This window comes from Nocardia sp. NPDC003269, assembly GCF_042888005.1.
GTDB lineage: Bacteria > Actinomycetota > Actinomycetes > Mycobacteriales > Mycobacteriaceae > Nocardia.
In genome coordinates, this window is sequence record NZ_JBIAPA010000005.1 from 97237 (window position 1) to 118001 (window position 20765).

17 protein-coding genes are annotated in these 20765 nt (G+C 71.8%); 13 read left to right on the forward strand and 4 right to left on the reverse strand.

Annotated elements, in window-relative coordinates; translation table 11 throughout:
• The first annotated feature begins 15 nt into the window (after positions 1 to 15).
• The 6 genes from ACFYWJ_RS31725 to ACFYWJ_RS31750 are packed head-to-tail and all read left to right on the forward strand — an operon-like array spanning position 16 to position 7024.
• On the forward strand, positions 16 to 915 hold the full coding sequence (locus ACFYWJ_RS31725; protein WP_355280150.1) for an ABC transporter permease: 900 nt from the start codon (positions 16 to 18) through the stop codon (positions 913 to 915).
• Positions 912 to 2582, forward strand: a complete 1671-nt coding sequence (locus ACFYWJ_RS31730; RefSeq protein WP_355280148.1) for an ABC transporter ATP-binding protein — start codon at positions 912 to 914, stop codon at positions 2580 to 2582. The genes ACFYWJ_RS31725 and ACFYWJ_RS31730 overlap by 4 nt, the downstream gene beginning before the upstream one ends.
• Positions 2579 to 3706 carry an LLM class flavin-dependent oxidoreductase gene (locus ACFYWJ_RS31735; protein ID WP_355280147.1) on the forward strand — a complete coding sequence of 376 codons (1128 nt, stop codon included), beginning with the start codon at positions 2579 to 2581 and terminating at the stop codon, positions 3704 to 3706. The genes ACFYWJ_RS31730 and ACFYWJ_RS31735 overlap by 4 nt, the downstream gene beginning before the upstream one ends.
• Positions 3703 to 5070, forward strand: coding sequence for an NtaA/DmoA family FMN-dependent monooxygenase (locus tag ACFYWJ_RS31740; protein WP_355280145.1), 1368 nt, complete (start codon positions 3703 to 3705; stop codon positions 5068 to 5070). Before ACFYWJ_RS31735 ends, ACFYWJ_RS31740 begins: the two co-directional genes overlap by 4 nt.
• Positions 5067 to 5876: a DUF1684 domain-containing protein gene (locus tag ACFYWJ_RS31745; RefSeq protein WP_355280143.1), complete on the forward strand. Its 810-nt coding sequence runs from the start codon at positions 5067 to 5069 to the stop codon at positions 5874 to 5876. The genes ACFYWJ_RS31740 and ACFYWJ_RS31745 overlap by 4 nt, the downstream gene beginning before the upstream one ends.
• Positions 5873 to 7024 (forward strand): LLM class flavin-dependent oxidoreductase, encoded by a 1152-nt coding sequence (locus tag ACFYWJ_RS31750; RefSeq protein ID WP_355280141.1) that lies wholly within the window; start codon positions 5873 to 5875, stop codon positions 7022 to 7024. The genes ACFYWJ_RS31745 and ACFYWJ_RS31750 overlap by 4 nt, the downstream gene beginning before the upstream one ends.
• Positions 7025 to 7092: 68 nt before the next feature.
• Here ACFYWJ_RS31750 and ACFYWJ_RS31755 read toward each other — a convergent pair whose 3' ends face one another.
• Positions 7093 to 7974, reverse strand: coding sequence for a hypothetical protein (locus ACFYWJ_RS31755; protein ID WP_355280140.1), 882 nt, complete (start codon positions 7972 to 7974; stop codon positions 7093 to 7095).
• A gap of 238 nt (positions 7975 to 8212) precedes the next feature.
• Here ACFYWJ_RS31755 and ACFYWJ_RS31760 point away from each other — a divergent pair, with 238 nt between their 5' ends.
• Entirely contained in the window at positions 8213 to 8800 is a 588-nt protein-coding gene (locus ACFYWJ_RS31760) for a DUF2867 domain-containing protein (RefSeq protein WP_378833266.1), read from the forward strand.
• On the opposite strand, the gene ACFYWJ_RS31765 is transcribed toward ACFYWJ_RS31760, so the two are convergent.
• On the reverse strand, positions 8790 to 9791 hold the full coding sequence (locus tag ACFYWJ_RS31765) for a methylenetetrahydrofolate reductase (RefSeq protein WP_378833268.1): 1002 nt from the start codon (positions 9789 to 9791) through the stop codon (positions 8790 to 8792). The genes ACFYWJ_RS31760 and ACFYWJ_RS31765 overlap by 11 nt on opposite strands.
• A gap of 278 nt (positions 9792 to 10069) precedes the next feature.
• Here ACFYWJ_RS31765 and ACFYWJ_RS31770 point away from each other — a divergent pair, with 278 nt between their 5' ends.
• The 4 genes from ACFYWJ_RS31770 (at position 10070) to ACFYWJ_RS31785 (ending at position 15672) form a co-directional block, all read left to right on the forward strand.
• A complete protein-coding gene (locus tag ACFYWJ_RS31770; protein WP_387163610.1) occupies positions 10070 to 11224 on the forward strand; it encodes a polyprenyl synthetase family protein in 1155 nt (384 codons plus the stop codon).
• 7 nt (positions 11225 to 11231) lie between these two features.
• Entirely contained in the window at positions 11232 to 12860 is a 1629-nt protein-coding gene (gene crtI, locus ACFYWJ_RS31775) for a phytoene desaturase family protein (RefSeq protein ID WP_355280136.1), read from the forward strand.
• A 101-nt stretch (positions 12861 to 12961) separates the two neighbouring features.
• Positions 12962 to 14614, forward strand: coding sequence for an alpha-(1->6)-mannopyranosyltransferase A (locus ACFYWJ_RS31780; protein ID WP_387163529.1), 1653 nt, complete (start codon positions 12962 to 12964; stop codon positions 14612 to 14614).
• Positions 14611 to 15672 carry a phytoene/squalene synthase family protein gene (locus ACFYWJ_RS31785; protein ID WP_355280134.1) on the forward strand — a complete coding sequence of 354 codons (1062 nt, stop codon included), beginning with the start codon at positions 14611 to 14613 and terminating at the stop codon, positions 15670 to 15672. The genes ACFYWJ_RS31780 and ACFYWJ_RS31785 overlap by 4 nt, the downstream gene beginning before the upstream one ends.
• 119 nt (positions 15673 to 15791) lie before the next feature.
• Here the strand turns inward: ACFYWJ_RS31785 and ACFYWJ_RS31790 are convergent, their stop codons facing one another.
• Positions 15792 to 16151 (reverse strand): metalloregulator ArsR/SmtB family transcription factor, encoded by a 360-nt coding sequence (locus ACFYWJ_RS31790; protein WP_355280132.1) that lies wholly within the window; start codon positions 16149 to 16151, stop codon positions 15792 to 15794.
• Between the two features lie 93 nt (positions 16152 to 16244).
• On the opposite strand from ACFYWJ_RS31790, the gene ACFYWJ_RS31795 reads away from it, so the two are divergent.
• Positions 16245 to 18266 carry a heavy metal translocating P-type ATPase gene (locus tag ACFYWJ_RS31795; protein WP_355280129.1) on the forward strand — a complete coding sequence of 674 codons (2022 nt, stop codon included), beginning with the start codon at positions 16245 to 16247 and terminating at the stop codon, positions 18264 to 18266.
• A 10-nt stretch (positions 18267 to 18276) separates the two neighbouring features.
• On the opposite strand, the gene ACFYWJ_RS31800 is transcribed toward ACFYWJ_RS31795, so the two are convergent.
• Positions 18277 to 18645 (reverse strand): Rv2175c family DNA-binding protein, encoded by a 369-nt coding sequence (locus ACFYWJ_RS31800; RefSeq protein WP_355280127.1) that lies wholly within the window; start codon positions 18643 to 18645, stop codon positions 18277 to 18279.
• A 128-nt stretch (positions 18646 to 18773) separates the two neighbouring features.
• Between ACFYWJ_RS31800 and pknB the strand changes: the two genes are divergently transcribed.
• A complete protein-coding gene (pknB, locus tag ACFYWJ_RS31805) occupies positions 18774 to 20738 on the forward strand; it encodes a Stk1 family PASTA domain-containing Ser/Thr kinase (RefSeq protein ID WP_387163533.1) in 1965 nt (654 codons plus the stop codon).
• Positions 20739 to 20765: the final 27 nt, after the last annotated feature.

Here is a 20765-nt window from a genome sequence, read left to right on the forward strand (position 1 = left end):
CCGAAGGGAACACCCATGGTTGACATCCTCGTGCGCCGTGGCTCGGTCGCCGAGCGGCCCGGCACGGCCGACGACAGCACCGCGTGGACGCGACGGGCCGCCGGGATCGCGCGCTGGGTCCGTGGACATCTGGGCCTGGTGCTCGCCGGCCTCGTGCTCGCCGTCGCGATCGGCTGGGCGGTGGCGCCGTCGGTGTTCGCGCCCGGCGACCCGCTGACCGGCGTGCCCGCCGAGAAGTTCCAGGCGCCCGGCGCGGCGCACTGGTTCGGCACCGACAATCTCGGCCGCGACCTCTACACCAGGATGGTGCACGGCGCCGGGCTCTCGCTCACCGCGACCCTGACCGCCGTCGGCATCGCCCTGGTGGTCGGCTCGCTGCTGGGGCTGCTCTCCGGCGCGGCGGGCGGGATCGTCGACACCGCGATCATGCGGGTCGTCGACGTGCTGCTCTCGATCCCCGCGCTGCTGCTGTCGCTGGCGCTGGTGACCGCGCTGGGCTTCGGCACCCGCAATGTCGCCCTGGCCGTAGGCATCTCGCTCATCGCGAACTTCGCCAGGGTGATGCGCTCGGAGGTGCTGCGGGTGCGGCACGCGCCGTACGTGGAGGCGGCGCACGCGTCCGGCGTGCGCTGGTACGCGGTGCTCGCCAAGCACGTGCTGCCCAATGCGTTCCAGCCGGTGCTGGCGCTGGCGGCCGTGGAATTCGGCATGGCCGTGCTGGCGGTGTCCTCGCTGAGCTTCCTCGGCTACGGCACCAAACCACCCACCCCCGAATGGGGTTCGCTGATCTCGGAGGGTCGCAACTTCCTCGCCTCGGCGTGGTGGCTGACGACGCTGCCGGGTCTGGTCATCGTCGCGGTCGTGCTCTCGGCACAGCGCCTCGGCCGATACGTCGGAAAGGCGGAGACCCGATGAGCGAATCGGCGGCCACGCACACGACAACCGACGCTTCCGCGACACCGACCGGTCCCCTCCTACGGGTCGACGAGTTGCGCATCGCGTACCGCGCGAGTTCCGGCCCGGTCGACGCCCTGCGCGGCGCCTCGATCGAGGTCGGCCGCGGCGAGGTGGTGGCGCTGGTCGGGGAATCCGGCTCGGGCAAGTCCACCCTGGCGCACGCGGTGATCGGCCTGCTCGGCGAGTCCGCGCGCTACGTCTCCGGCGGGATCGAGTTCGCCGGTGAGCCGGTCGACCCCAGCGACGAGAAGGCCCTGCGGCGCCTGCGCGGTGCCCGGGTCGGGCTGGTGCCCCAGGACCCGGGCCTCTCGCTGAATCCGGTCCTGCGCGTGGGCGATCAGGTGGCCGAGGCACTACTGGTGCATCAGCTGGCCGATCGGCGCGGCGCCCGGTTGCGGGCCCTGGACCTGCTCACGGAAGTCGGCCTCGACCGCCCCGAGCTGCGCGCCCGGCAATATCCACACGAGCTGTCCGGCGGGCAGCGCCAGCGGGTGCTGATCGCCATCGCGCTGGCCTGCGGCCCGGAGCTGATCATCGCCGACGAACCCACCAGCGCGCTGGACGCGACGGTGGCCCGGCAGGTGCTGGACCGGCTGGCCGAACGGATCGCCGCCCGCGGCACGGCCGTGCTGCTGATCACCCACGATCTGGCCGTCGCCGCCGAGCGGGCCGATCGGCTGGTGGTGCTCGAGCGCGGCGAGGTGGTCGAATCCGGTCCGGCGGCACAGGTTCTCACCCATCCGCAGCACCCGTACACGCGCCGGTTGCTGGCCGCCTCGCCCGCACTCGCGCCCGCCGGATTCCGGCCGCCGCGCACCAGGGCCGAGTCACCGCTGCTGTCGGTGCGGGCCCTGCACAAGCGGTTCCACGCGGCCGATGTCACCGCGGTCGACGATGTCGAGTTCACCCTCGACCGGGGCGAGACACTCGCGCTGGTCGGCGAATCCGGTTCGGGCAAGTCCACCACCGCGCGGATCGCGCTGCGGCTGACCGAACCCGACAGCGGCACGGTGACCTTCGACGGGCACGACCTCACCAGCGCGCGCAGGCGCAGGCTGCGCGAGCTGCGCCGCCGCTTCCAGGTGGTGTACCAGAACCCGTACTCGTCGCTCGATCCGCGCTGGCAGGTCGGCGACATCATCGCCGAACCGCTGCACGCCTACGGCGTCGGCGACCGCGCCGCGCGGGCCCGCCGGGTGGGCGAACTGCTCGACCAGGTCGCGCTGTCCGGCGAGTTCACCGCGCGCAGGCCCGCCGAACTGTCCGGTGGACAGCGCCAGCGCGTCGCCATCGCCCGCGCCCTTGCCCTGCGGCCGGACCTGCTGGTGCTCGACGAGCCGGTCTCGGCGCTGGACGCCTCGGTGCAGGCGCAGATCCTCGACCTGCTCGACGGGCTGCAGCAAGAGCTCGCGCTCGGCTATCTGTTCATCTCCCACGATCTGGCCGTCGTCCGGCAGATCAGCGATCGGGTGGCGGTGATGCGGCACGGTCGCATCGTCGAGACGGGCCCGACCGCCACCTTGTTCACCGATCCGCGGCACGACTACACGCGCGAACTGCTCGCCGCGATCCCCACGCCGGGCGTCCGGATCGACCCTCTCGACGGAAAGGACCTCACCCGATGAGCGAGAACGCCCTGTTCCTCGGCATCGAGACCGTGGGCACCGGAACGCATCCCGCGTCCTGGCGACGCGCGGACTCGCGTGCCGAAGACCTGTTCACGGCGGGCTACTGGATCGAGGTGGTGACACGCGCCGAACAGCTCGGCGCCGACGCCGTGTTCCTGCCCGACGCGTTCGGCCTGCAGGACGGCGGCACCGCGGTGACCCGCGGCAGGCTCGACGCCGTCGCCATCGCCGCCCGCGTCGCGCCGCGCACCCACCGGATCGGGCTGATCCCGCAGGCGCCGGTCACCCACACCGAACCGTTCCACGTGTCCAAGGCGATCGCCGCGCTCGATTTCGCGAGCCTGGGCCGGGCGGGCTGGGAAGTGGGTGTCTCGACCACCGCCACCGAGGCGAAGGCGTTCGGCCGCAAGCTGGTCCAGGACGCGGCCGACCTGTGGCACGAGGCCGACGACGCGGTCGAGGTGGTGACCCGGCTGTGGGACAGCTGGGAGGACGACGCCGAGATCCGCGACGTCCCCACCGGCCGGTTCATCGACCGGGATCGCCTGCACTACATCGACTTCGCCGGTGACCACTTCTCGGTCAAGGGCCCGTCGATCACGCCGCGCTCGCCCCAGGGCCGGCCGATCGTGACCGTGCGCGCCGACGACGCCGAGGCCGTCGACATCGCCGTGCGCCGCGCCGATCTCCTCCGGATCAGCGCCCCCGACCTGGCCACCGCCGCCGCCCACCGCATCACGCTGCGCGCCGCCCTCGCCGCGGCGGGCCGCGATCCCGAGACGGTCCGGGTCCTGCTCGATCTCACCGTGCACCTGGCCGAATCGGCCGAGCGGGCCAGGGCGGAGGTCCGCGAGCTGGATCAATGGCTGGGGCGGACGATCGACGATCCCGGGCTCACCCAGATCGGCACCGCGGCCGAACTCGACGACCTGCTCGACGAGATCGGCGGATCGGCCATCGCCGACGGTGTGGTGCTGCGGCCGCTGGCGCTGCCCGCCACCCTCGCCGCGCTCACGCCCCGTCCTGGCCCTGGCCCGGGCACGGGCACACTGCGCGACCGTCTCGGGCTCCCCCGCCCGACCAGCCGCTACGCCGAGAGCACGCAGGGAGCCGCGCTGTGAGCACGAAGCCACGCAAGCAAGTCCACCTCGCCGCGCACTTCCCCGGCGTCAACAACACCACCGTCTGGGCCGATCCGGCGTCGAGGTCGCAGGTCGATTTCGCGTCCTTCGAGCACCTGGCCCGCACCGCTGAACGCGGCCTGTTCGACTTCTTCTTCCTCGCCGAGGGGCTGCGGCTGCGCGAACACCGCGGCCGCATCCACGATCTCGACGTGGTGGGCAGGCCGGACACGCTGACCGTGCTCAACGCGGTCGCCGCGGTCACCGAGAAGCTCGGGCTGGCCGGCACCATCAACAGCACCTACAACGAACCCTTCGAGCTGGCCAAGCAGTTCGCCTCGCTCGATCACCTCTCCGGCGGACGCGCCGCCTGGAACGTCGTCACCTCCTCCGACGCGTTCACCGGCGAGAACTTCCGGCGCGGCGGCTATCTGGAGCACCGCGACCGCTACCGCCGCGCCGCCGAGGTGGTCCAGGCGACCAAGACCCTGTGGGACAGCTGGCCCGCCGACGCGCTCGTGATCGACCGGGAGCGTGGCGTCTTCGCCGACGACGTGCCCGCCACGGCCGTGCGCAGCAGCCAGTTCGACCTCGAGGCGCCGTTCGTGCTGCCGCCGAGCCCGCAGGGGCATCCGGTGCTGTTGCAGGCGGGCGATTCCGACGAGGGCCGTGAGTTCGGCGCCGAGGCCGCCGACGCCATCTTCACCGTGCACGGCACCCTCGAGGCCGGGCAGGCGTTCTACGCCGACATCAAGGGCAGACTGGCGAAATACGGCCGCTCCCACGACGAACTGCTGGTCTTCCCGGCGGCGACGTTCGTGCTCGGCGACACCGAGGCCGAGGCGCACGAGCGGGCCAGGCACATCCGCTACCAGCAGGTGAGCCCGCAGACCGCCCTCGCCTTCCTCGAACAGGTGTGGGGCCGTGACCTTTCCGGCTATCACCCCGACGGCCCGCTGCCCGACCTCGAACCCGACACGACGACCGAGATCACCCGCGGCCGGGTGCGGCACGCGAAAGATCCACTGGCCGTGGCGAAGGCGTGGCGCGCGCAGGCCGAGGCCGGGAACCTGAGCATCCGCGAACTGATCATCGAGGTCACCACGCGGCAGCAGTTCATCGGCACCCCGGTCCAGGTCGCCGAGCAGATCGACCACTACGTGCAGTCCGACGCGGCCGACGGCTTCATCCTCGTCCCGCACCTCACGCCCGCCGGGCTCGACGAATTCGTCGACCGGGTGGTGCCGGAACTGCAGGAACGCGGCAGTTTCCGCACCGAGTACCAGGGCACCACGCTGCGCGACCACCTCGGTCTGCGTCATCCCCATCACCCCACCGTCGCCGAAGGAGCACGCGCGTCATGACGATCACCGTCGATACCACCAGCACCGCAACCACGTTCACCGACGACTGGCACCGCTGGCACGATGCCCGCGAGGACGGCCTGCGCGACCCGCTGGGTTGGCTCAGCCTGGCCGGCCTGCACTGGCTCACCGACAGCCCGGCGCGCATCGACGGCCTGCCCGGCACCTGGTGGGTGACCGACGAGAAGGTGTTCATCACCGCCCAGCCCGCCGACCGGCTCGATGTCGACGGTGAGCGGATCGGCGGCGTGCAGATCCTGGTCCCCGGGGAGGGCGCGCCCGGGCTCAGCGTGTTCAACGAGGAGCGGGTCTTCGAGGTGATCCGCCGCTCCGGGCAGTTCGCGGTGCGGGTGCACGACCCGGCCGCGCCGACGCTGGCCGCGTTCACCGGGGTCCCCGCCTACGCCGCCGATCCGCGCTGGGTCGTCACCGGGCGGTTCACCGCGTTCGATACCGCGCGCACCGTCACCACCGGCGCGGTCGTCGACGGGCTCGAGCACCACCACCGTGCCGCGGGCACCGTCGAATTCCGGATCGGCGACACCACCGAGACGCTGGTCGCCTTCGGCACGCCCGGGGATCTGAAGGTGCTGTTCACCGACGCCACCAGTGGCGTCACCACCTACCCGGCGGCGCGGTCGCTGGCGATCGGGGCGGTCGAGGCCGACGGCACCGTGACGCTGGACTTCAACCGGGCGGTCAACCTGCCGTGCGCCTTCACCGACTACGCGACCTGCCCGGTCGCGCCGGCCGAGAACCGGCTGCGGGTGGCGATCGAAGCGGGAGAACAGGATCCGGCGCTGTGACCGTTCCGCTATCGATCCTCGACCTCTCGCCGATCAGCGCCGGGTCCTCCGCGTCGCAGGCCGTGCGCAACACCCTCGATCTGGCCCGGCGGGCCGAACAGTGGGGCTACCACCGGTATTGGCTGGCCGAGCACCACTTCGTGTCGGTGGCCAGTTCGTCGTCGCTGACCCTGCTCGGCCTCGTCGCCGCCGCCACCTCGCGCATCCGGGTCGGCACCGGCGCGGTGCAGGTGGGCCACCACACCTCCGCCTCGATCGTCGAGGCGTTCGGCACCGTCGACGCGGTGGCCCCGGGCCGGCTGGACCTCGGCCTCGGCCGGTCCGGGCACCGGCGCAGTCAGTTCGGTGCCGAGGTCTCGACCACCAAGGGCGGGCGGCCGGTGCTCGACGCCCTCGTCGGGCGCACCGAGATCCGCGACGGGGTGGTGGTGCCGCCGCCGTTCGATCCGCGCGGGATCACCGACCGGTCCAAGTTCATCGCCTCGCTCGCGGCACTGCAACAGCCGGGCGCGGAGGCGCAGGCCTTTCCCGAGCAGGTCGGCGAGGTGCGCGCGCTGCTCGCCGGCAGCTACGTCGGCTCCAACGATGTTGCGCTGCACGCCGTTCCGGGTGAGGGCGCCGAGGTGGAACTGTGGTTGTTCGGCAGCACGGCCGGGGAGAGCGCCGAGCTGGCGGGACGCCTCGGGCTGCCGTTCGCCGCGGCCTACCACGTCGCCCCCGGTACCGCGCTGGACGCGGTCGAGGCGTACCGGGCGGCCTTCCGGCCCTCGGCCACCCTCGCCGAACCGCACGTGATCGTCTCGGCAGACGTGGTCGTCGCCGCCGACGAGGCCACCGCCCGCCACCACGCGAGCACCTACGGCCACTGGGTGCACAGCATCCGCAGCGGTTCCGGCGCGAGCGAATACCTCGACCCCGACACCGCCGCCCCCCTCACCCCCGACCAGCTCCGCCTCGTCGAAGACCGCCTGGCCGCCCAGATCGTCGGCACCCCCGACACCGTCACCGAACGCCTCCAGGCCCTCGCCACCCTCACCGACGCCACCGAACTCCTGGTCACCACCATCACCCACCACCACCACGACCGCCTGGAGTCCCACCGCCTCCTGGCCGACGCCTGGGGCCTCCGCCCCGCCCGCGCGGCCTGAGCATTTCGAGGGGAGGGGCCGCGACCTACCGCGACCCCTCCCCTCGGCGTCTCACGAAGTGGGTCGAATCAGTCGAAGATGTCGGCGGTCATGGCGGCGTCGATCGCGCGCTTCAGCCAGGTCTCGAGTTGGTTCATGTCTCGGCAACTCTCGATACGAGCCCGCTGCTCGTCGGAGACAACGAGTCGACGCGCACCGAGAACGGTGAGGATGCTGGCCGCGGTAGCTTCTTCGCGGCCCTCTTCGCGGCCTTCTTGTCGGCCCTGCTCGACGTACTTGCGGGCGATCCGGCCCTGGTATTCGTAGGTCATCGTCATCAATTCCTCCAACCGTCGGCTGGCCGCCTCGGACAACACCTCATCGACCAGGTCATGGTACATCCGCGCACGTTCGTCGTCGGTCTTCGTCAGGCCGACGAGGAGGGCGGTGAAGACCTCGCCGGAGTGGGGTCCGTTGCCGTGCGCCATGGCCGAGAGGACGGCGCGTTCCGGGGAGGACGCGGCCTCCATGGGGTCGGTCACCAGCGGCACGCGGTCCGGGCCGACGACGAGGGGGCGCAGGGCGAAACCCGGGTGGCCGATATCGATCGGTGTGCCCGCCCAGGCGGCCACGCGGGTGTTGGGCACGACGACCAGAAGCACTACGGGACAGCGCAATCGGGCGCGCAGGGTGGTCAGGTAGACCGGCCAGCTCCATTGCTTGTGCGGCTTCTCCGAGAGCTGGACCTCGACGCAGATGCCGAGGACGGCCACACCGTCGGCGTCGTGCAGACTCAGCGCGAGATCGCCACGGAACTCCTTGGGGCCGATATCGGAGAAGTCGCACTGCTCGGTGGTCGCTCCGGTGTAGCCGGGAACGGGGACATCGCAGACTTCGGCGATGAGGGTGGCGGCCAAGGTGAGATCCGCTCGGAACAATTCCAGGACACCTTCGTGCAGGTAGCTGGGCATGCCGGGCACCCTAGGTCACGAATTCCGTGATGCGCCAACAGCGTTCGGCGAGTCCGGGGTGCCGCGCCGTTGCTGTACGAATTGCCCGGAGTCGTTTCGACTCGGACACGAACGTGTCCGCGGCCCGCACGCGCCGACACGATCGCCGGATTCCACCGCTGCCCGCATCGGATCTATACGCAGGCGTACAACAGGGGTACGCTCTTTCCATACGCATCCGTACGGAGAGAGGGTTCTCATGCGAGTTCCGGCTGTGGCGCACACGGGGCGAGGGTGGCGCGTTCACGAGATCGCCCCGGATTTCGAGGTCGAGGATGTGTGGCGGTTTCGGACGCCGGGTGGGCAGGCCGGGGATTTTCCCGTTTTGCTCGCGGCGTTGCAGGCGGAGCGGGCGTCCGAGTCGTCCGGCGTCACCGGGGTGTTGTTCACGATCCGCTGGAAGCTGGGCGAGGTGTTCGGGTGGGATCGGGAGTCGGCCGGAACGGGTAGGCGGGTGCCGTCGCTGCGGGATCGGTTGCCCGCCGACCTACGGGACACGCCGGTGCCCGATGACACGGACAGCCCGTTCACCAGCGTGTACGTCCTCGACGACGAATACGCCGCCGAGATCGCCAACGGCACCATGCACGGGGTGATGCACCTGGGGTGGGTGCCCGACGACGACGGGCCCGGCTACCACCTGCAGATGGCGGTGCTGGTGAAACCGAACGGATGGTTCGGGCGCGCCTACATGGCCTTCATCAAGCCGTTCCGGTACCTGATCGTCTATCCGGCGATGACCAGGAACTGGGAGCGGGTGTGGACCGAGCTGACGCTCACGCGCTGAGCGGGGCCGCCGTCACGCCGTAGCCGAGGTTGGTGAGGACCTCGCTGGTCGCCTTCGCGAAGTTCAGGGTGATGAAGTGCAGGCAGGGGGCGCCCTCGTCGATCAGGCGCTGGGCCATCTCGGTGGCGATCTGGATGCCCTCGGCGCGCACGGCCGCCTTGTCCTCTTCCGGGCCGGTGCCCGCGGCGCGGGTCAGCCGGGCCAGCACCGACGGCTCGAGCGGACGACCGCACAGCTCCTCGGCGCGCTGCACGGTGCGCAGCGAGGTGATCGGCATCAGCTCGGGGATGATCGGCTTGGCGCCCTCGACCGGGTCCATCGCCACCACCCGGTCGCGCAGTCGCAGGTAGTGCTCGACGTCGAAGAACATCTGGGTGATCGAATACTCCGCGCCCGCACGCAGTTTCGCGGCCAGCTGCCGGGTGTCGTGGTCGAGGTCGGGCGAGCGGTGGTGCCCCTGCGGGAACGAGGCGACACCGACGTGGAAATCGCCCAGGTCGCGCACGATGCGCACCAGTTCCTCGGCGTACTCGACGCCCTCGGGATGCTTGCGCCACTCGCCGAGCGGATCGCCCGGCGGGTCGCCGCGCAGGACGAGCAGGTTGCGGATGCCGGAGTCGGCGTAGGAACCGACCAGCGCGCGCAGCTCGTCGATGCTGTGACCGACGGCGGTGAGGTGGGCGACGGGGAGCAGGGTGGTCTCGGTGGCCAGCTCACCGGTGATCCGCACGGTGCGGTCCTTGGTGGAGCCGCCGGCGCCGTAGGTCATCGACACATAGGCCGGGTGCATGCACTCGAACTCGCGGACCGCGCGCCACAGCCGGGCCTCGCCCGCCGCGTCGCGGGGCGGGTTGAACTCCACGGAGAAGGGCACGCCGCTGCCCGAGTGGGCACGCAGGCTCTGCACCACCGAGGGGGTGTTCGAGACGATCGACTGCTTCCGGGCGGGTCGATCAGGGGTCGAACGTCCCCGTCCATCGTCGAATGTCACCGGTTCAGTGTAGTGGTGCGCCCCGACGCCGCGGCGCCGACCGGGAATCGACGGCCATCGCCACCCGAAATCGGGCACGGACCGGCCGCGCGACCGTCAAGTCTGCTGGACGCGACCTGCGCGCCACGCAGACGCCGCCGAAACGCCGGGTGTGGGGTCGGTCGCAGCGGCCCTGTGCGCCGACGACACCCCCGCGCCACCCGCGTATTCTGCGACAGAACCCCGGTGATCGCGCCGCCGCGTGCGATCGGCGTCCATCCGCTCGCCCACTCCCGCACCTGGAGGCCACCCTGTCCGCCGGAATCGGTACCCCGCTGTCCCGGTCCGTCGCCGACACGTCGGAGACGGTCGATCTCGCCACGCTCACGCCGGGCACGCCCGCGTTCGTCGCCGCGGTCGAGCAGGTGCTTGCCGATTTCTTCGCCTCGCGGCGCGAGATCGTCGAGCCGCTCGGGCCGGTCTTCGTCGACGCCGCCCTGGCGCTGGAACAGTTCGTCATCCGGGGCGGTAAGCGCACCCGGCCGGGCTTCGCCTGGACCGGCTGGCTCGGCGCCGGCGGCGATCCGGCCGGACCGGACGCGGCCGCGGTGCTCACCGCCTGCGCGGCGCTGGAACTGGTGCAGGCGTGCGCGCTGGTGCACGACGACATCATCGATTCCTCGCAGACCCGGCGCGGCTACCCGACCGTGCACATCGAGTTCGAGGACCGGCATCGCGCGGCGGGCTGGCCCGGCGACGGCGCCGAGTACGGCCGGGCTGTCGCCATCCTGATCGGCGATCTCGCCCTGGCCTGGGCCGACGACCTGGTGCACGAGGCCGGGCTCGCCCCCGCCGCGCTGGCCAGGTTCGCCCCGGTCTGGGCGCGGATGCGCACCGAGGTGCTGGGCGGGCAGCTGCTCGACATCAACGGCGAGGCTGGCGGCGACGAATCGGTGGAGGCCGCGCTGCGGATCAACCGGTACAAGACCGCCGCGTACACCATCGAGCGCCCGCTGCACCTGGGCGCCGCGCTGGCCGGGGCCGACGACGCCCTGGTGGCGGCGCTGCGCACCTACGGCACCGACGTCGGCATCGCCTTCCAGCTGCGCGACGACCTGCTCGGCGTGTTCGGCGACCCCGCCGTCACCGGCAAGCCGTCCGGCGACGACCTGCGCGAGGGCAAGCGCACCGTGCTCATCGCGGAGGCGCTGCGGCGCGCGGAGCCGGAGCCCGCGGCCCTGATCCGCACCGGACTCGGCACCGATCTCGACGACGCGGCGGTCGACCGGCTGCGCGCGCTGCTCACCGAGCTCGGCGCGGTCGACGAGGTCGAGCGCCGGATCACCGAGCTCACCGACACCGGCCTGCGCGCGGTGGCCACGAGCAGCGCCACCGCGCAGGCCAAGCGGTTACTGCACGACATGGCGCTGGCCGCCACCCGCCGCACCGCCTGAGCCCGCGATGAGAAGCGTTGTGGGACAGACGAATCATGTCGTCGTGGTCGGCGCGGGGCTCGCCGGGCTGGCCGCCGCGCTGCATCTGCGCGGCGCGGGCCGCGAGGTGACCGTGCTCGAACGGGCCGATCATCCGGGCGGCCGGGTCGGGCGCTACCGGTTCGGCGACTACGAGATCGACAATGGGGCCACCGTGCTCACGCTGCCGGAGCTGATCGACGAGGCGCTGGCCGCGGTCGGGCAGACGCGGGCGGACGTGGGCCTGCGCATCCACCGCCTGGCGCCCGCCTATCACGCGCGCTACGCCGACGGCACCGACATCCGCGTCTTCGACGACGCCGAGGCGATGGCCGCCGAGGTGGCCGCGACCTGCGGACCGGCCGAGGCCCGCAACTACCGGCGGCTGCGCGGCTGGCTGGGCCGGATCTACGACGCCGAGTACACCGAGTTCATGGACGCGAACTTCGATTCGCCGCTGGACCTGGTGCGCAGCGCGTCCGCGCGCGCCGGGCTGACCACGCTCGCCCGCCTCGGCGGCTTCGGCAAGCTGGGGCCGCGGGTGCGGTCCTATCTGCGGGACGAGCGGCTGGCCCGGCTGTTCACCTTCCAGGCGCTCTACGCGGGCACGGTGCCGGACAAGGCGCTGGCGCTCTACGGCGCGATCCCCAATATGGATACCTGCCTCGGCGTCTACTTCCCCGAGGGCGGCATGCGCGCCATCACCAGCGCGCTCGCCGACGCGTTCACCGCGGCGGGCGGCAATCTCGTGCTCGGGGCCGAGGTCGTCGGCGTCGACTACACGACCGGCGCCGGGTCGTCGCCCGAACGGTCTCCGGACTCGAGCACCGGGCGTCCCCGGTCTCGCGCAGGCCGCCGCCGCGCGTCGGCGGTGCGCACCGCCGACGGCCGCGCTGTCGCCTGTGACGCCGTCGTGCTGACCGCCGATCTCGGGTCGCTGCCCCGGTTCGGTCTGCGGTACCGGCGCGGGCTGCGGGCGTCGCCGTCCGCGGTGGTCGCGCACGGCACCGTGCCCGCCGAGGTCGCCGCGCGGTGGCCGGTGCAGGCGCATCACACCATCGATTTCGGCGCCGCCTGGGCGACGACCTTCACCGAGATCTCCGCGCGCCGCGGCCGCGGCCGGGTGATGAGCGACCCGTCGCTGCTGCTGACCAGGCCCGCGCTGACCGATCCCGGGCTCTACGTCGACCGGGCCGACGGCAGGCACGAACCGTTCTCGCTGCTCGCGCCGTGCCCCAATCTGGACGCCGCGCCGCTGGACTGGGACCGCCTCGCCCCCGCGTACCTGCGCGAGCTGCTGGCGGAGCTGGAGCGGCGCGGCTACACCGGCATCGCCGAGCATTTCCGGATCGACCACGTCGACACCCCGGTCACCTGGGCGGCGCAGGGCATGATCGCGGGCACACCGTTCTCGGTGGCCCACCTGTTCCGCCAGACCGGTCCGTTCCGGCCGCGCAACCTGCCAAGGGGCGTGGACAACGTCGTTCTCGCAGGTTGCGGCACCACTCCGGGGGTGGGTGTACCCACCACGTTGCTGTCGGGCAAGCTGGCCGCGGTACGAATCACCGGCAGCCGGACGCGCAACGCCACCGACCACCGGGCTAGTGTTCCAAGGTGAAGCCGTAAACTGACGGCCGACTTATCAGCTCGCGGTTGCGACCGCCGACCATCCGGGGGGACCGACCGAACATGCCGCCCCCTGAGACGACCGTAGGCCCCATGGACACCACGCGCACCCTCGAGCCGCAGCGCCACATGCCCACCGGGACCGATCCCGGCGTCCGGTCCCGGCTACGGACCGCGGGCGACTTCGTCCGCAGTCCCGAAGGTCACGCGGCCGTCATGGGCTTCTTCGGCGCGGTGATGATCACCTTCGGCGGTTTCGGCGCGGGCGCGGTGCGCAAGCGCGACCCGCTGCTCGAGGCGCTGCACCTGTCCTGGCTGCGGTTCGGCCACGGCTACGCGCTCTCGACGATCGTCATCTGGCTCGGTGTGCTGATGATGATCACGGCGTGGGTTCGGCTGGGCCGCAACACCCTCGGCAAGGACGGCGCGCAGGTCACGCTGAACGAGCTGCGGGCCATCGTCGGCATCTGGATCACGCCGCTGCTGTTCGCGGCGCCGATGTTCAGCCGCGACGCCTACTCCTATCTCGCCCAGGGCGCGCTGTTGCGCGACGGTTTCGACCCCTACCAGGTGGGTCCCGTCGCCAATCCCGGTGTGCTGCTGGACAACGTGAGCCCGGTCTGGACCACCACGACCGCGCCGTACGGCCCGATGTTCCTGCTCATCGGCCGCGTGCTCACAATGATCACCGGCGACAACGTCATCGCGGGCACCATCGCGCTGCGGATCGTCATGCTGCCCGGCCTGGCGCTGATGATGTGGGCGGTGCCGTACCTGACCAAGCACCTGGGCGGTAAGCCCACCGTGGCGCTGTGGCTGGCGGTGCTCAACCCGCTCGTGCTGGTGCACCTGATCGGTGGCGTGCACAACGAGATGCTGATGGTCGGGCTGATGTGCGCGGGTATCGCGCTGGTGCTCGAGCGCCACCATGTGGCCGGCATCGTCGTGGTCGCCATCGGCGTCGCGATCAAGGCCACCGCGGGCGTCGCGCTGCCGTTCCTGGTGTGGATCTGGATCCTGCACGAGAAGGAACGCCGCGCCGCCGAGCGGGGCGCCACCGATCCGGAAGTGTCCGAGGACCAGAAGCATCCCGACGCGGCCCGCCCGTCGGCGGACATGCCGCATCCGCTGTTCGTCTTCGCCAAGATCGCCGGTATCGGCGTCGGCGTGTTCGCGCTGGTGTTCGGCGCCGCCTCGGCGATCGCGGGGGTCGGGTTCGGCTGGGTGACCGCGCTGCAGGGCTCGAACAAGATCATCAACTGGCTGTCGCTGCCGACGATCCTGGCGCACATGGTCACCTGGGTGACCCCGCTGCGGCTGGACTCGGTGCTCAGCGTGACCAGGGAACTCTGCAAGTTCGCCCTGGTGGCCCTGCTGGTCGCCATCTGGTGGCGGTTCCGGCACTCCGAGCGGGAGGCCGTGCTCGGCATAGTGATCGCGTTCGTCGCGATCGTGCTGCTCTCCCCCGCCGCGCTGCCCTGGTACTACTCGTGGCCGCTGGCGCTGGCCGCCGGTTTCGCGCTGTCGACGGTGACGCTGCAGTGGCTGGTCGGGTTGTGCACCTGGCTGATGCTGGTGTTCCAGCCGGACGGGTCGATCGGGCTGTACAACTTCTGGCACGTCGCGCTGGCCACCTTTGCCGCCGTCGTCGCCGCGGTGTCGCTGCGCCACGTCGACCCGCTGCACCTGCGCTCGGCCAGTTCCCGCCGGGCCATCAGCGAACCGGCGCCCACCGTCCGGGCATGAGTCGTCAGCGTCCGGGAGCTGCCGCCGTCCCGGTGGCGCGTCCCACCCGCTCGGCCGGCGAGAACGCGCCGACCACCGGACCCGACGCCACCGTGGACTCGCTCGACGCGGCGTACGCGAGCTGCCGCCGCATCGCCGCCGAGCACGGTCGCACGTACTACCTGGCGACCACCCTGCTCACCCCACCGCGACGACGAGCGGTGCACGCGCTCTACGCCTTCGCCCGCATGGTGGACGACATCGTCGACCACGCCGACGACCCGGCCCGCGTGCTCGACCCACGCGACGGCGCGTTCGTCGCGGCGCCGGACGGCCCCGCCGCGATCAGCCCGGCCCAGCACCTCGACCTGGTGGAGAAGCAGCTCCGCCTCGCCCTCGAACACGGCGACATCGACAGCGGCGACCCGCGCCGCCGCCAGATCCTCACCGCCGCCGCCGACACCATCGGCCGCTACGACATCGCGCACGCCCACTTCTGGACGTTCCTCGACGCCATGCGCATGGACGTGCCCGGCACCGCGGGCCACCGCACCCGCTACGCCACCATGGCCGAGTTGCGCGCGTACATGCGCGGTTCCGCGGCCGCCATCGGTCTGCAACTGCTGCCGGTGCTCGGCACGGTCGTCCCGGTCGCCGACGCGGAACCGGCCGCCGCCGCGCTGGGCGAGGCGTTCCAGCTCACCAACTTCCTGCGCGATGTCGCCGAGGACCTCGACCGCGACCGGATCTACCTGCCGACCGAGGAACTGGCCGCGTTCGGCGTCGACGAAGCCCACCTGCGCGCGTGCCGCGCCCGAGGGCGTGTCGATCAGCCGCTGCGCCGGGCGCTGGCGCATCTGATCGCCGTCAATCGCGATATCTACCGCCGCGCCGAGCCCGGCGTCGACCTGCTCGAGCCACGGGTTCGCCCGGCGATCCGTACCGCGGCCGTGCTCTACGCCGAGATCCTCGACCGCATCGAGGCGGCGGATTTCCAGGTGTTCGAGAGGCGGGCGACGGTGCCGACGCATCGCCGAATCCTGTTCGCGGCCAAGGGATTCGCCACCGTCCGACGCTGATCCGGGCGACGAGCCCGCAGCCGGGCGAACCCGCACCGGCCCGTGGAACGCCCGTCGGGTGCGCACCGGATCGTGCCTGCCCGCGCGACACCCGGTTCAGCGCCGGGCGGACGCGCCGCTCAGCCCGCGATCTCAGGCCGCTCGGCGAGGCCGAGCCGCAGGTGCTCACTGTGATAGACGGCCTCGTCGAGCAACTGGGCGACATGCTGGTCGTAGAGGCTGTAGACGATGCTGCGCCCGGCGCGGGTCCCGGTGACCAGGCCCAGGTTGCGCAGCAGCCGCAGCTGATGCGAGACGGCGGACTGCTCCATCCCCACCGCCTCGGCGAGCTCGGTGACCGGGCGCGGGCCCTGGCGTAGCTCGGACAGGATCAGCAGCCTGCTCGGGGTGGCCAGCGCCTGCAGGGTGGTCGCGACGTGCGCGGCGGCCGCGGCGTCCAGCCTGGTCACCGGCCGATCGCTTTCCACACCGTGTCCCATGGCGTGGAGTTTAGCGGACCCTATCACATGAATATCTCTTCATATGATCTGTTATTCTCGGGTCCCCTGTTGCCACGCCTCGGAGGTGCCCCCGTGGTCTCGTCCACCGCCACACCGCCCCGTCCCGCCGTCACCGCCGCGCGCGGATCGACCGCGCGGACCGGACTGTTCGCGATTCCCGAGATGCGCTGGGCGGCCGCGGCGATCGCGCTGTTCGCGCTCGGCCTGACCGCGAAGCTGACCGGCGGACCGGCCTGGCTGTGGTGGGCGCTGCTGCTGGCCTGCTACCTCGTCGGCGGCTGGGAACCGGGACTCGAGGGCCTGAAAGCGTTGCGGGACAAGACCCTCGACGTCGACCTGCTCATGGTGGCGGCCGCGCTCGGGGCCGCGGCGATCGGTCAGGTCGTCGACGGGGCGTTGCTCATCGTCATCTTCGCCACCTCGGGCGCGCTCGAAGCGCTGGCGACCACCCGCACCGAGGACTCGGTCCGCGGGCTGCTCACCCTCGCCCCCGAGACCGCGACCCGGCTCACCGACGACGGCGAACAGACCGTCGCCGCCGCCGAGCTCGCGGTCGGTGACGTGATCCTGGTCCGCCCCGGCGACCGGATCGCCGCCGACGGACGGGTCGTCGACGGGGCGAGCGAGGTCGACCAGGCCACCATCACCGGCGAACCGTTGCCGATCGACAAGGCCACCGGCGACGAGGTGTTCGCCGGGACGCTCAACGGCACCGGCGCGCTGCGGGTCCGGGTCGAGCGCCGGGCCGCGGACTCGGTGGTCGCCCGGATCGCGGCGCTGGTCGAGGAGGCGGGCCGCACCAAGGCCAGGACCCAGCTGTTCATCGAGAAGATCGAGCAGCGCTACTCGATCGGCATGGTCGTCGCCACCCTCGCCGTGTTCACCGTTCCGCTGATCCTCGGTGCGGCGCTGCGGGATTCGCTGCTGCGCGCCATGACCTTCATGATCGTGGCCTCACCGTGCGCGGTGGTCCTGGCCACGATGCCGCCGCTGCTGGCCGCCATCGCCACCGCGGGCCGCCACGGTGTGCTGGTGAAGTCGGCGGTGGTGATGGAGCAGCTGGGCGCGACGACCGTCGTCGCCTTCGACAAGACCGGCACCCTCACCCGCGGCACCCCGGAGCTGGTGGCGATCCAGCCGCTGCCGGGCAGCGCGGTCACCGAGGAGCAGGTCCTGCGCCTGGCCGCCGCGGTCGAGCACCCGAGCGAACATCCACTGGCCGCGGCGATCGTGCGCGCCGCCAGGCAGCGCGGGCTGGTCTTCCCGGCCGTCCGCGACTTCATCGCCTACCCCGGCAGCGGCGTGTCCGGGCTGGTCGACAGCAGGCTCGTGCGCGTGAGCTCACCAGCCGTGCTCACCGACGGCGATCCCCGCGCCGCGGCGGCACTCGCCGACCACGATGCCGTCGGGCCGCCACCGTCGACCGCCGCGGACATCGTCGCGATGACGCAGTCCCGTGGCCACACGGCCGTGGTCGTGCTGCGCGACGACGAACCGATCGCGGTGCTCGGCTTCACCGATCAGGTCCGCCCCGAGGCGGCGGACGCCGTCGCCGCGCTCACCGCGTCCACCGGCCGGGTGCCGGTCCTGCTGACCGGCGACAATCACGCCACCGCGGACCGGCTCGCCCGGCAGCTCGGCATCGGCGCGGTGCGGGCCGGGTTGCTGCCGCACGACAAGGTCACGGCGGTGCGCGAGCTGGCCGCCGACGGGTCCCGGGTGACGATGGTGGGTGACGGGATCAACGACGCGCCCGCCCTGGCCGCCGCGCACGTGGGGATCGCGATGGGCGGCGCGGGCTCGGATCTGACCGTGCAGACCGCCGACGCCATCGTCGTCCGCGACGAACTGACCACCATCCCCACCGTGATCGCGCTGTCGCGGCGCGCACGCCGGGTGGTGCTGGCCAACCTGGCCATCGCGGCAGGCTTCATCGGCGTCCTCGTCCTGTGGGACCTGATCGGGCACCTGCCGCTGCCGCTCGGCGTCCTCGGGCACGAGGGTTCGACCGTCATCGTCGGCCTCAACGGCCTGCGGCTGCTGCGCTCGTCCGCCTGGCGCCGGGCGCACGAGCGGGCGACCGGGCGCCGCTAGGACCGCGGGCTCAGAAGGGCTCGGCGGCGGCGCGGCGGACGACCTCGCGGGCCAGCGGACCGTGCAGGGCGTCGACGGGGCGGCCGGGCAGCGAGGCGTCCTCGGTGTAGATCCAGCGCAGGATGTCCTCGTCGGTGTACTTGCCGTCGCGCATCACGGTGATGAGGCCGGGCAGCATCCGGACGATCTCGTCGTTGTCGTCGAAGAAGCGGGAGGGAATGCCTGCGACACCGTTGCGGCGGATCGCGAGGAGCTGGTGGTCACGCAGCAGCTGGTGCACGGCGGTGACCGGAACACCGAGTATGTCGGCGGCCTCGGGGAGCGAGACGATGGTTTCGGTGTCGGGCAGCACATCGTCGCTGCAAGGGAAGGCACTCACCCGCACAACCGTAGTACGTGCGACCTCGCCCGCATCGGCTGGCATGCCATCATGACCCGGTTACGATCGTGGGGGCCGCACACGGTGGCCTGGTCGCTTGTCGCAGTGTCGCGAGGGGTGCGAAGTTTGTGAAAGCCGGAGGACATCACTTGATCGGCCAGATGCTGGAAGGGCGCTATCGGATCGATGCGCCGATCGCTCGCGGCGGAATGTCGATGGTGTTCCGGGGCACCGACACCCGGCTGGATCGTCCGGTGGCGATCAAGGTGATGGATCCGAAGTTCGCCGGCGACCCCCAGTTCCTCACCCGCTTCGAATTCGAGGCGCGGGCGGTGGCCAAGCTCAAGCATCCCTCGCTGGTGGCTGTGTACGACCAGGGTGTCGACGGCGAGTACCCGTTCCTGATCATGGAACTGGTCGAGGGCGGCACCCTGCGCGAGCTGCTGCGCGAGCGCGGCCCGATGCCGCCGCACGCGGTGCGCGCCGTCGCCGAGCCGGTGCTGCGCGCCATCGGCACCGCCCACGACGCCGGGCTCGTGCACCGCGACATCAAGCCGGAGAACGTGCTGATCTCCGACGCCGGCGAGGTGAAGATCGCCGACTTCGGCCTGGTCCGCGCCGTCGCCGCCGCCAACACCACCTCGGCCAGCGTCATCCTCGGCACCGCCGCCTACCTGGCGCCCGAGCAGGTCACCACCGGCACCGCCGACGCCCGCAGCGATGTGTACTCCTTCGGCATCCTGATCTTCGAGCTGCTCACCGGCCGGGTGCCGTTCACCGGCGACAACTCGCTCTCGGTCGCCTATCAGCGGGTGGAGAACGACGTGCCGCCGCCGAGTCAGTTCATCGGTGGCGTGCCGCCGGAACTCGACGCGCTGGTCGCCAAGGCCACCTCCCGCGATCCCGAACGCCGCTACGCCGACGCCAACGAGATGGCCGCGCAGCTGCAGATGATCGCCATGGAGCTGAATCTGCCGCCGTACCGGGTGCCCGCGCCCCGCGATTCGGCCGAGCACCTCAGCGAGAGCTACCGCACCGGCGACGCGCACCACCCCGGCGAGCGTCCACTCACCCCGAATCCCGTTGCCGCGCATCCGATGCCGCACGCCCAGCCACAGCACACCCGGGTCGTCACCGCGCCCCGGCCGCGCCCCGAGGACTACCAGTCCGCGCACTCCCCCGCGCCGCAGCACAACCCGTTCGCGTCCACCGAGAACACCTCGCGCCGGACCGGCGTGGTCTGGGCGGCGATCGTCACCGCGCTGACCCTGCTGGTCGGCATCGGCGGCTGGTGGCTCGGGGTGGGCCGCTACACCGCCGTGCCACCGATCGCGGGCATGGACTCCGAGCGCGCCGTCGCGGTGCTGCAGGAGGCGGGCTTCGAGACGGTGCTGCGCAACAAGTCCTCCGACACCATCCCGGTGGGCGGGGTGGTCGGCACCGATCCGTCGGCGGGTTCGCGGGTCACCAAGAACTCCACCGTCGCGGTGCTGATCTCCAACGGCAAGCCGCGCGTGCCCGACATCAAGCCCGGCGACCAGATCAGCACCACCAACCAGGCGATCCGCGACGCCGGTTTGCAGCCGATCGACAGCGGCGAAGCGCCCAGCACCGCGCCGAAGGGTTCGGTGGCCAAGGTGGAGCCCGCCCCGGGCACCGTCCTGCCGATGGGCGCCCAGGTGAAGGTGTACCGCAGCAAGGGCTCGCAGCCGGTCAATGTGCCGGACGTGCGCGGCAAGACCGCCGAGGAGGCGGCCAGGGCCCTGACCAGCGCCGGGCTGACCGTGCGCGAGACCCGCGTGCAGTACGACAAGAGCGTCGAGGGCGACAAGGCGATCGGCACCGACCCGGCCGTCGGCACCACCCTGCAGTCCGGCGACAGCGTGACGCTGATCGTGTCGAACGCGGTGAAGGTGCCCAATGTGATGGGTCAGACCGTCGGCAACGCCCGCAGCAAGCTCCAGCAGCTGGGCCTGCGGGTGGAGGTCAAGTCCATCACCGACTCCGACAGCTCACTGGTGATCGGCCAGGTGCCGGGCTTCAACTCGAATGTGGAGGCGGGCAGCGTCGTGACGCTCACCGCCCTGCCTTGAAGGGATCCGGCCCCGGACAAGGACAAA

What these genes read in the sequence shown, in the direction of transcription:
- ACFYWJ_RS31760 (WP_378833266.1), top strand. Translation starts at nt 8,213, where the DNA reads ATGCGAGTTCCGGCTGTGGCGCACACGGGGCGAGGGTGGCGCGTTCAC.
- ACFYWJ_RS31730 (WP_355280148.1), top strand. Translation starts at nt 912, where the DNA reads ATGAGCGAATCGGCGGCCACGCACACGACAACCGACGCTTCCGCGACA.
- ACFYWJ_RS31755 (WP_355280140.1), bottom strand. Translation starts at nt 7,974, where the DNA reads ATGCCCAGCTACCTGCACGAAGGTGTCCTGGAATTGTTCCGAGCGGAT.
- ACFYWJ_RS31780 (WP_387163529.1), top strand. Translation starts at nt 12,962, where the DNA reads ATGGACACCACGCGCACCCTCGAGCCGCAGCGCCACATGCCCACCGGG.
- ACFYWJ_RS31725 (WP_355280150.1), top strand. Translation starts at nt 16, where the DNA reads ATGGTTGACATCCTCGTGCGCCGTGGCTCGGTCGCCGAGCGGCCCGGC.
- crtI (WP_355280136.1), top strand. Translation starts at nt 11,232, where the DNA reads ATGAGAAGCGTTGTGGGACAGACGAATCATGTCGTCGTGGTCGGCGCG.
- ACFYWJ_RS31735 (WP_355280147.1), top strand. Translation starts at nt 2,579, where the DNA reads ATGAGCGAGAACGCCCTGTTCCTCGGCATCGAGACCGTGGGCACCGGA.
- ACFYWJ_RS31745 (WP_355280143.1), top strand. Translation starts at nt 5,067, where the DNA reads ATGACGATCACCGTCGATACCACCAGCACCGCAACCACGTTCACCGAC.
- ACFYWJ_RS31790 (WP_355280132.1), bottom strand. Translation starts at nt 16,151, where the DNA reads ATGGGACACGGTGTGGAAAGCGATCGGCCGGTGACCAGGCTGGACGCC.
- ACFYWJ_RS31785 (WP_355280134.1), top strand. Translation starts at nt 14,611, where the DNA reads ATGAGTCGTCAGCGTCCGGGAGCTGCCGCCGTCCCGGTGGCGCGTCCC.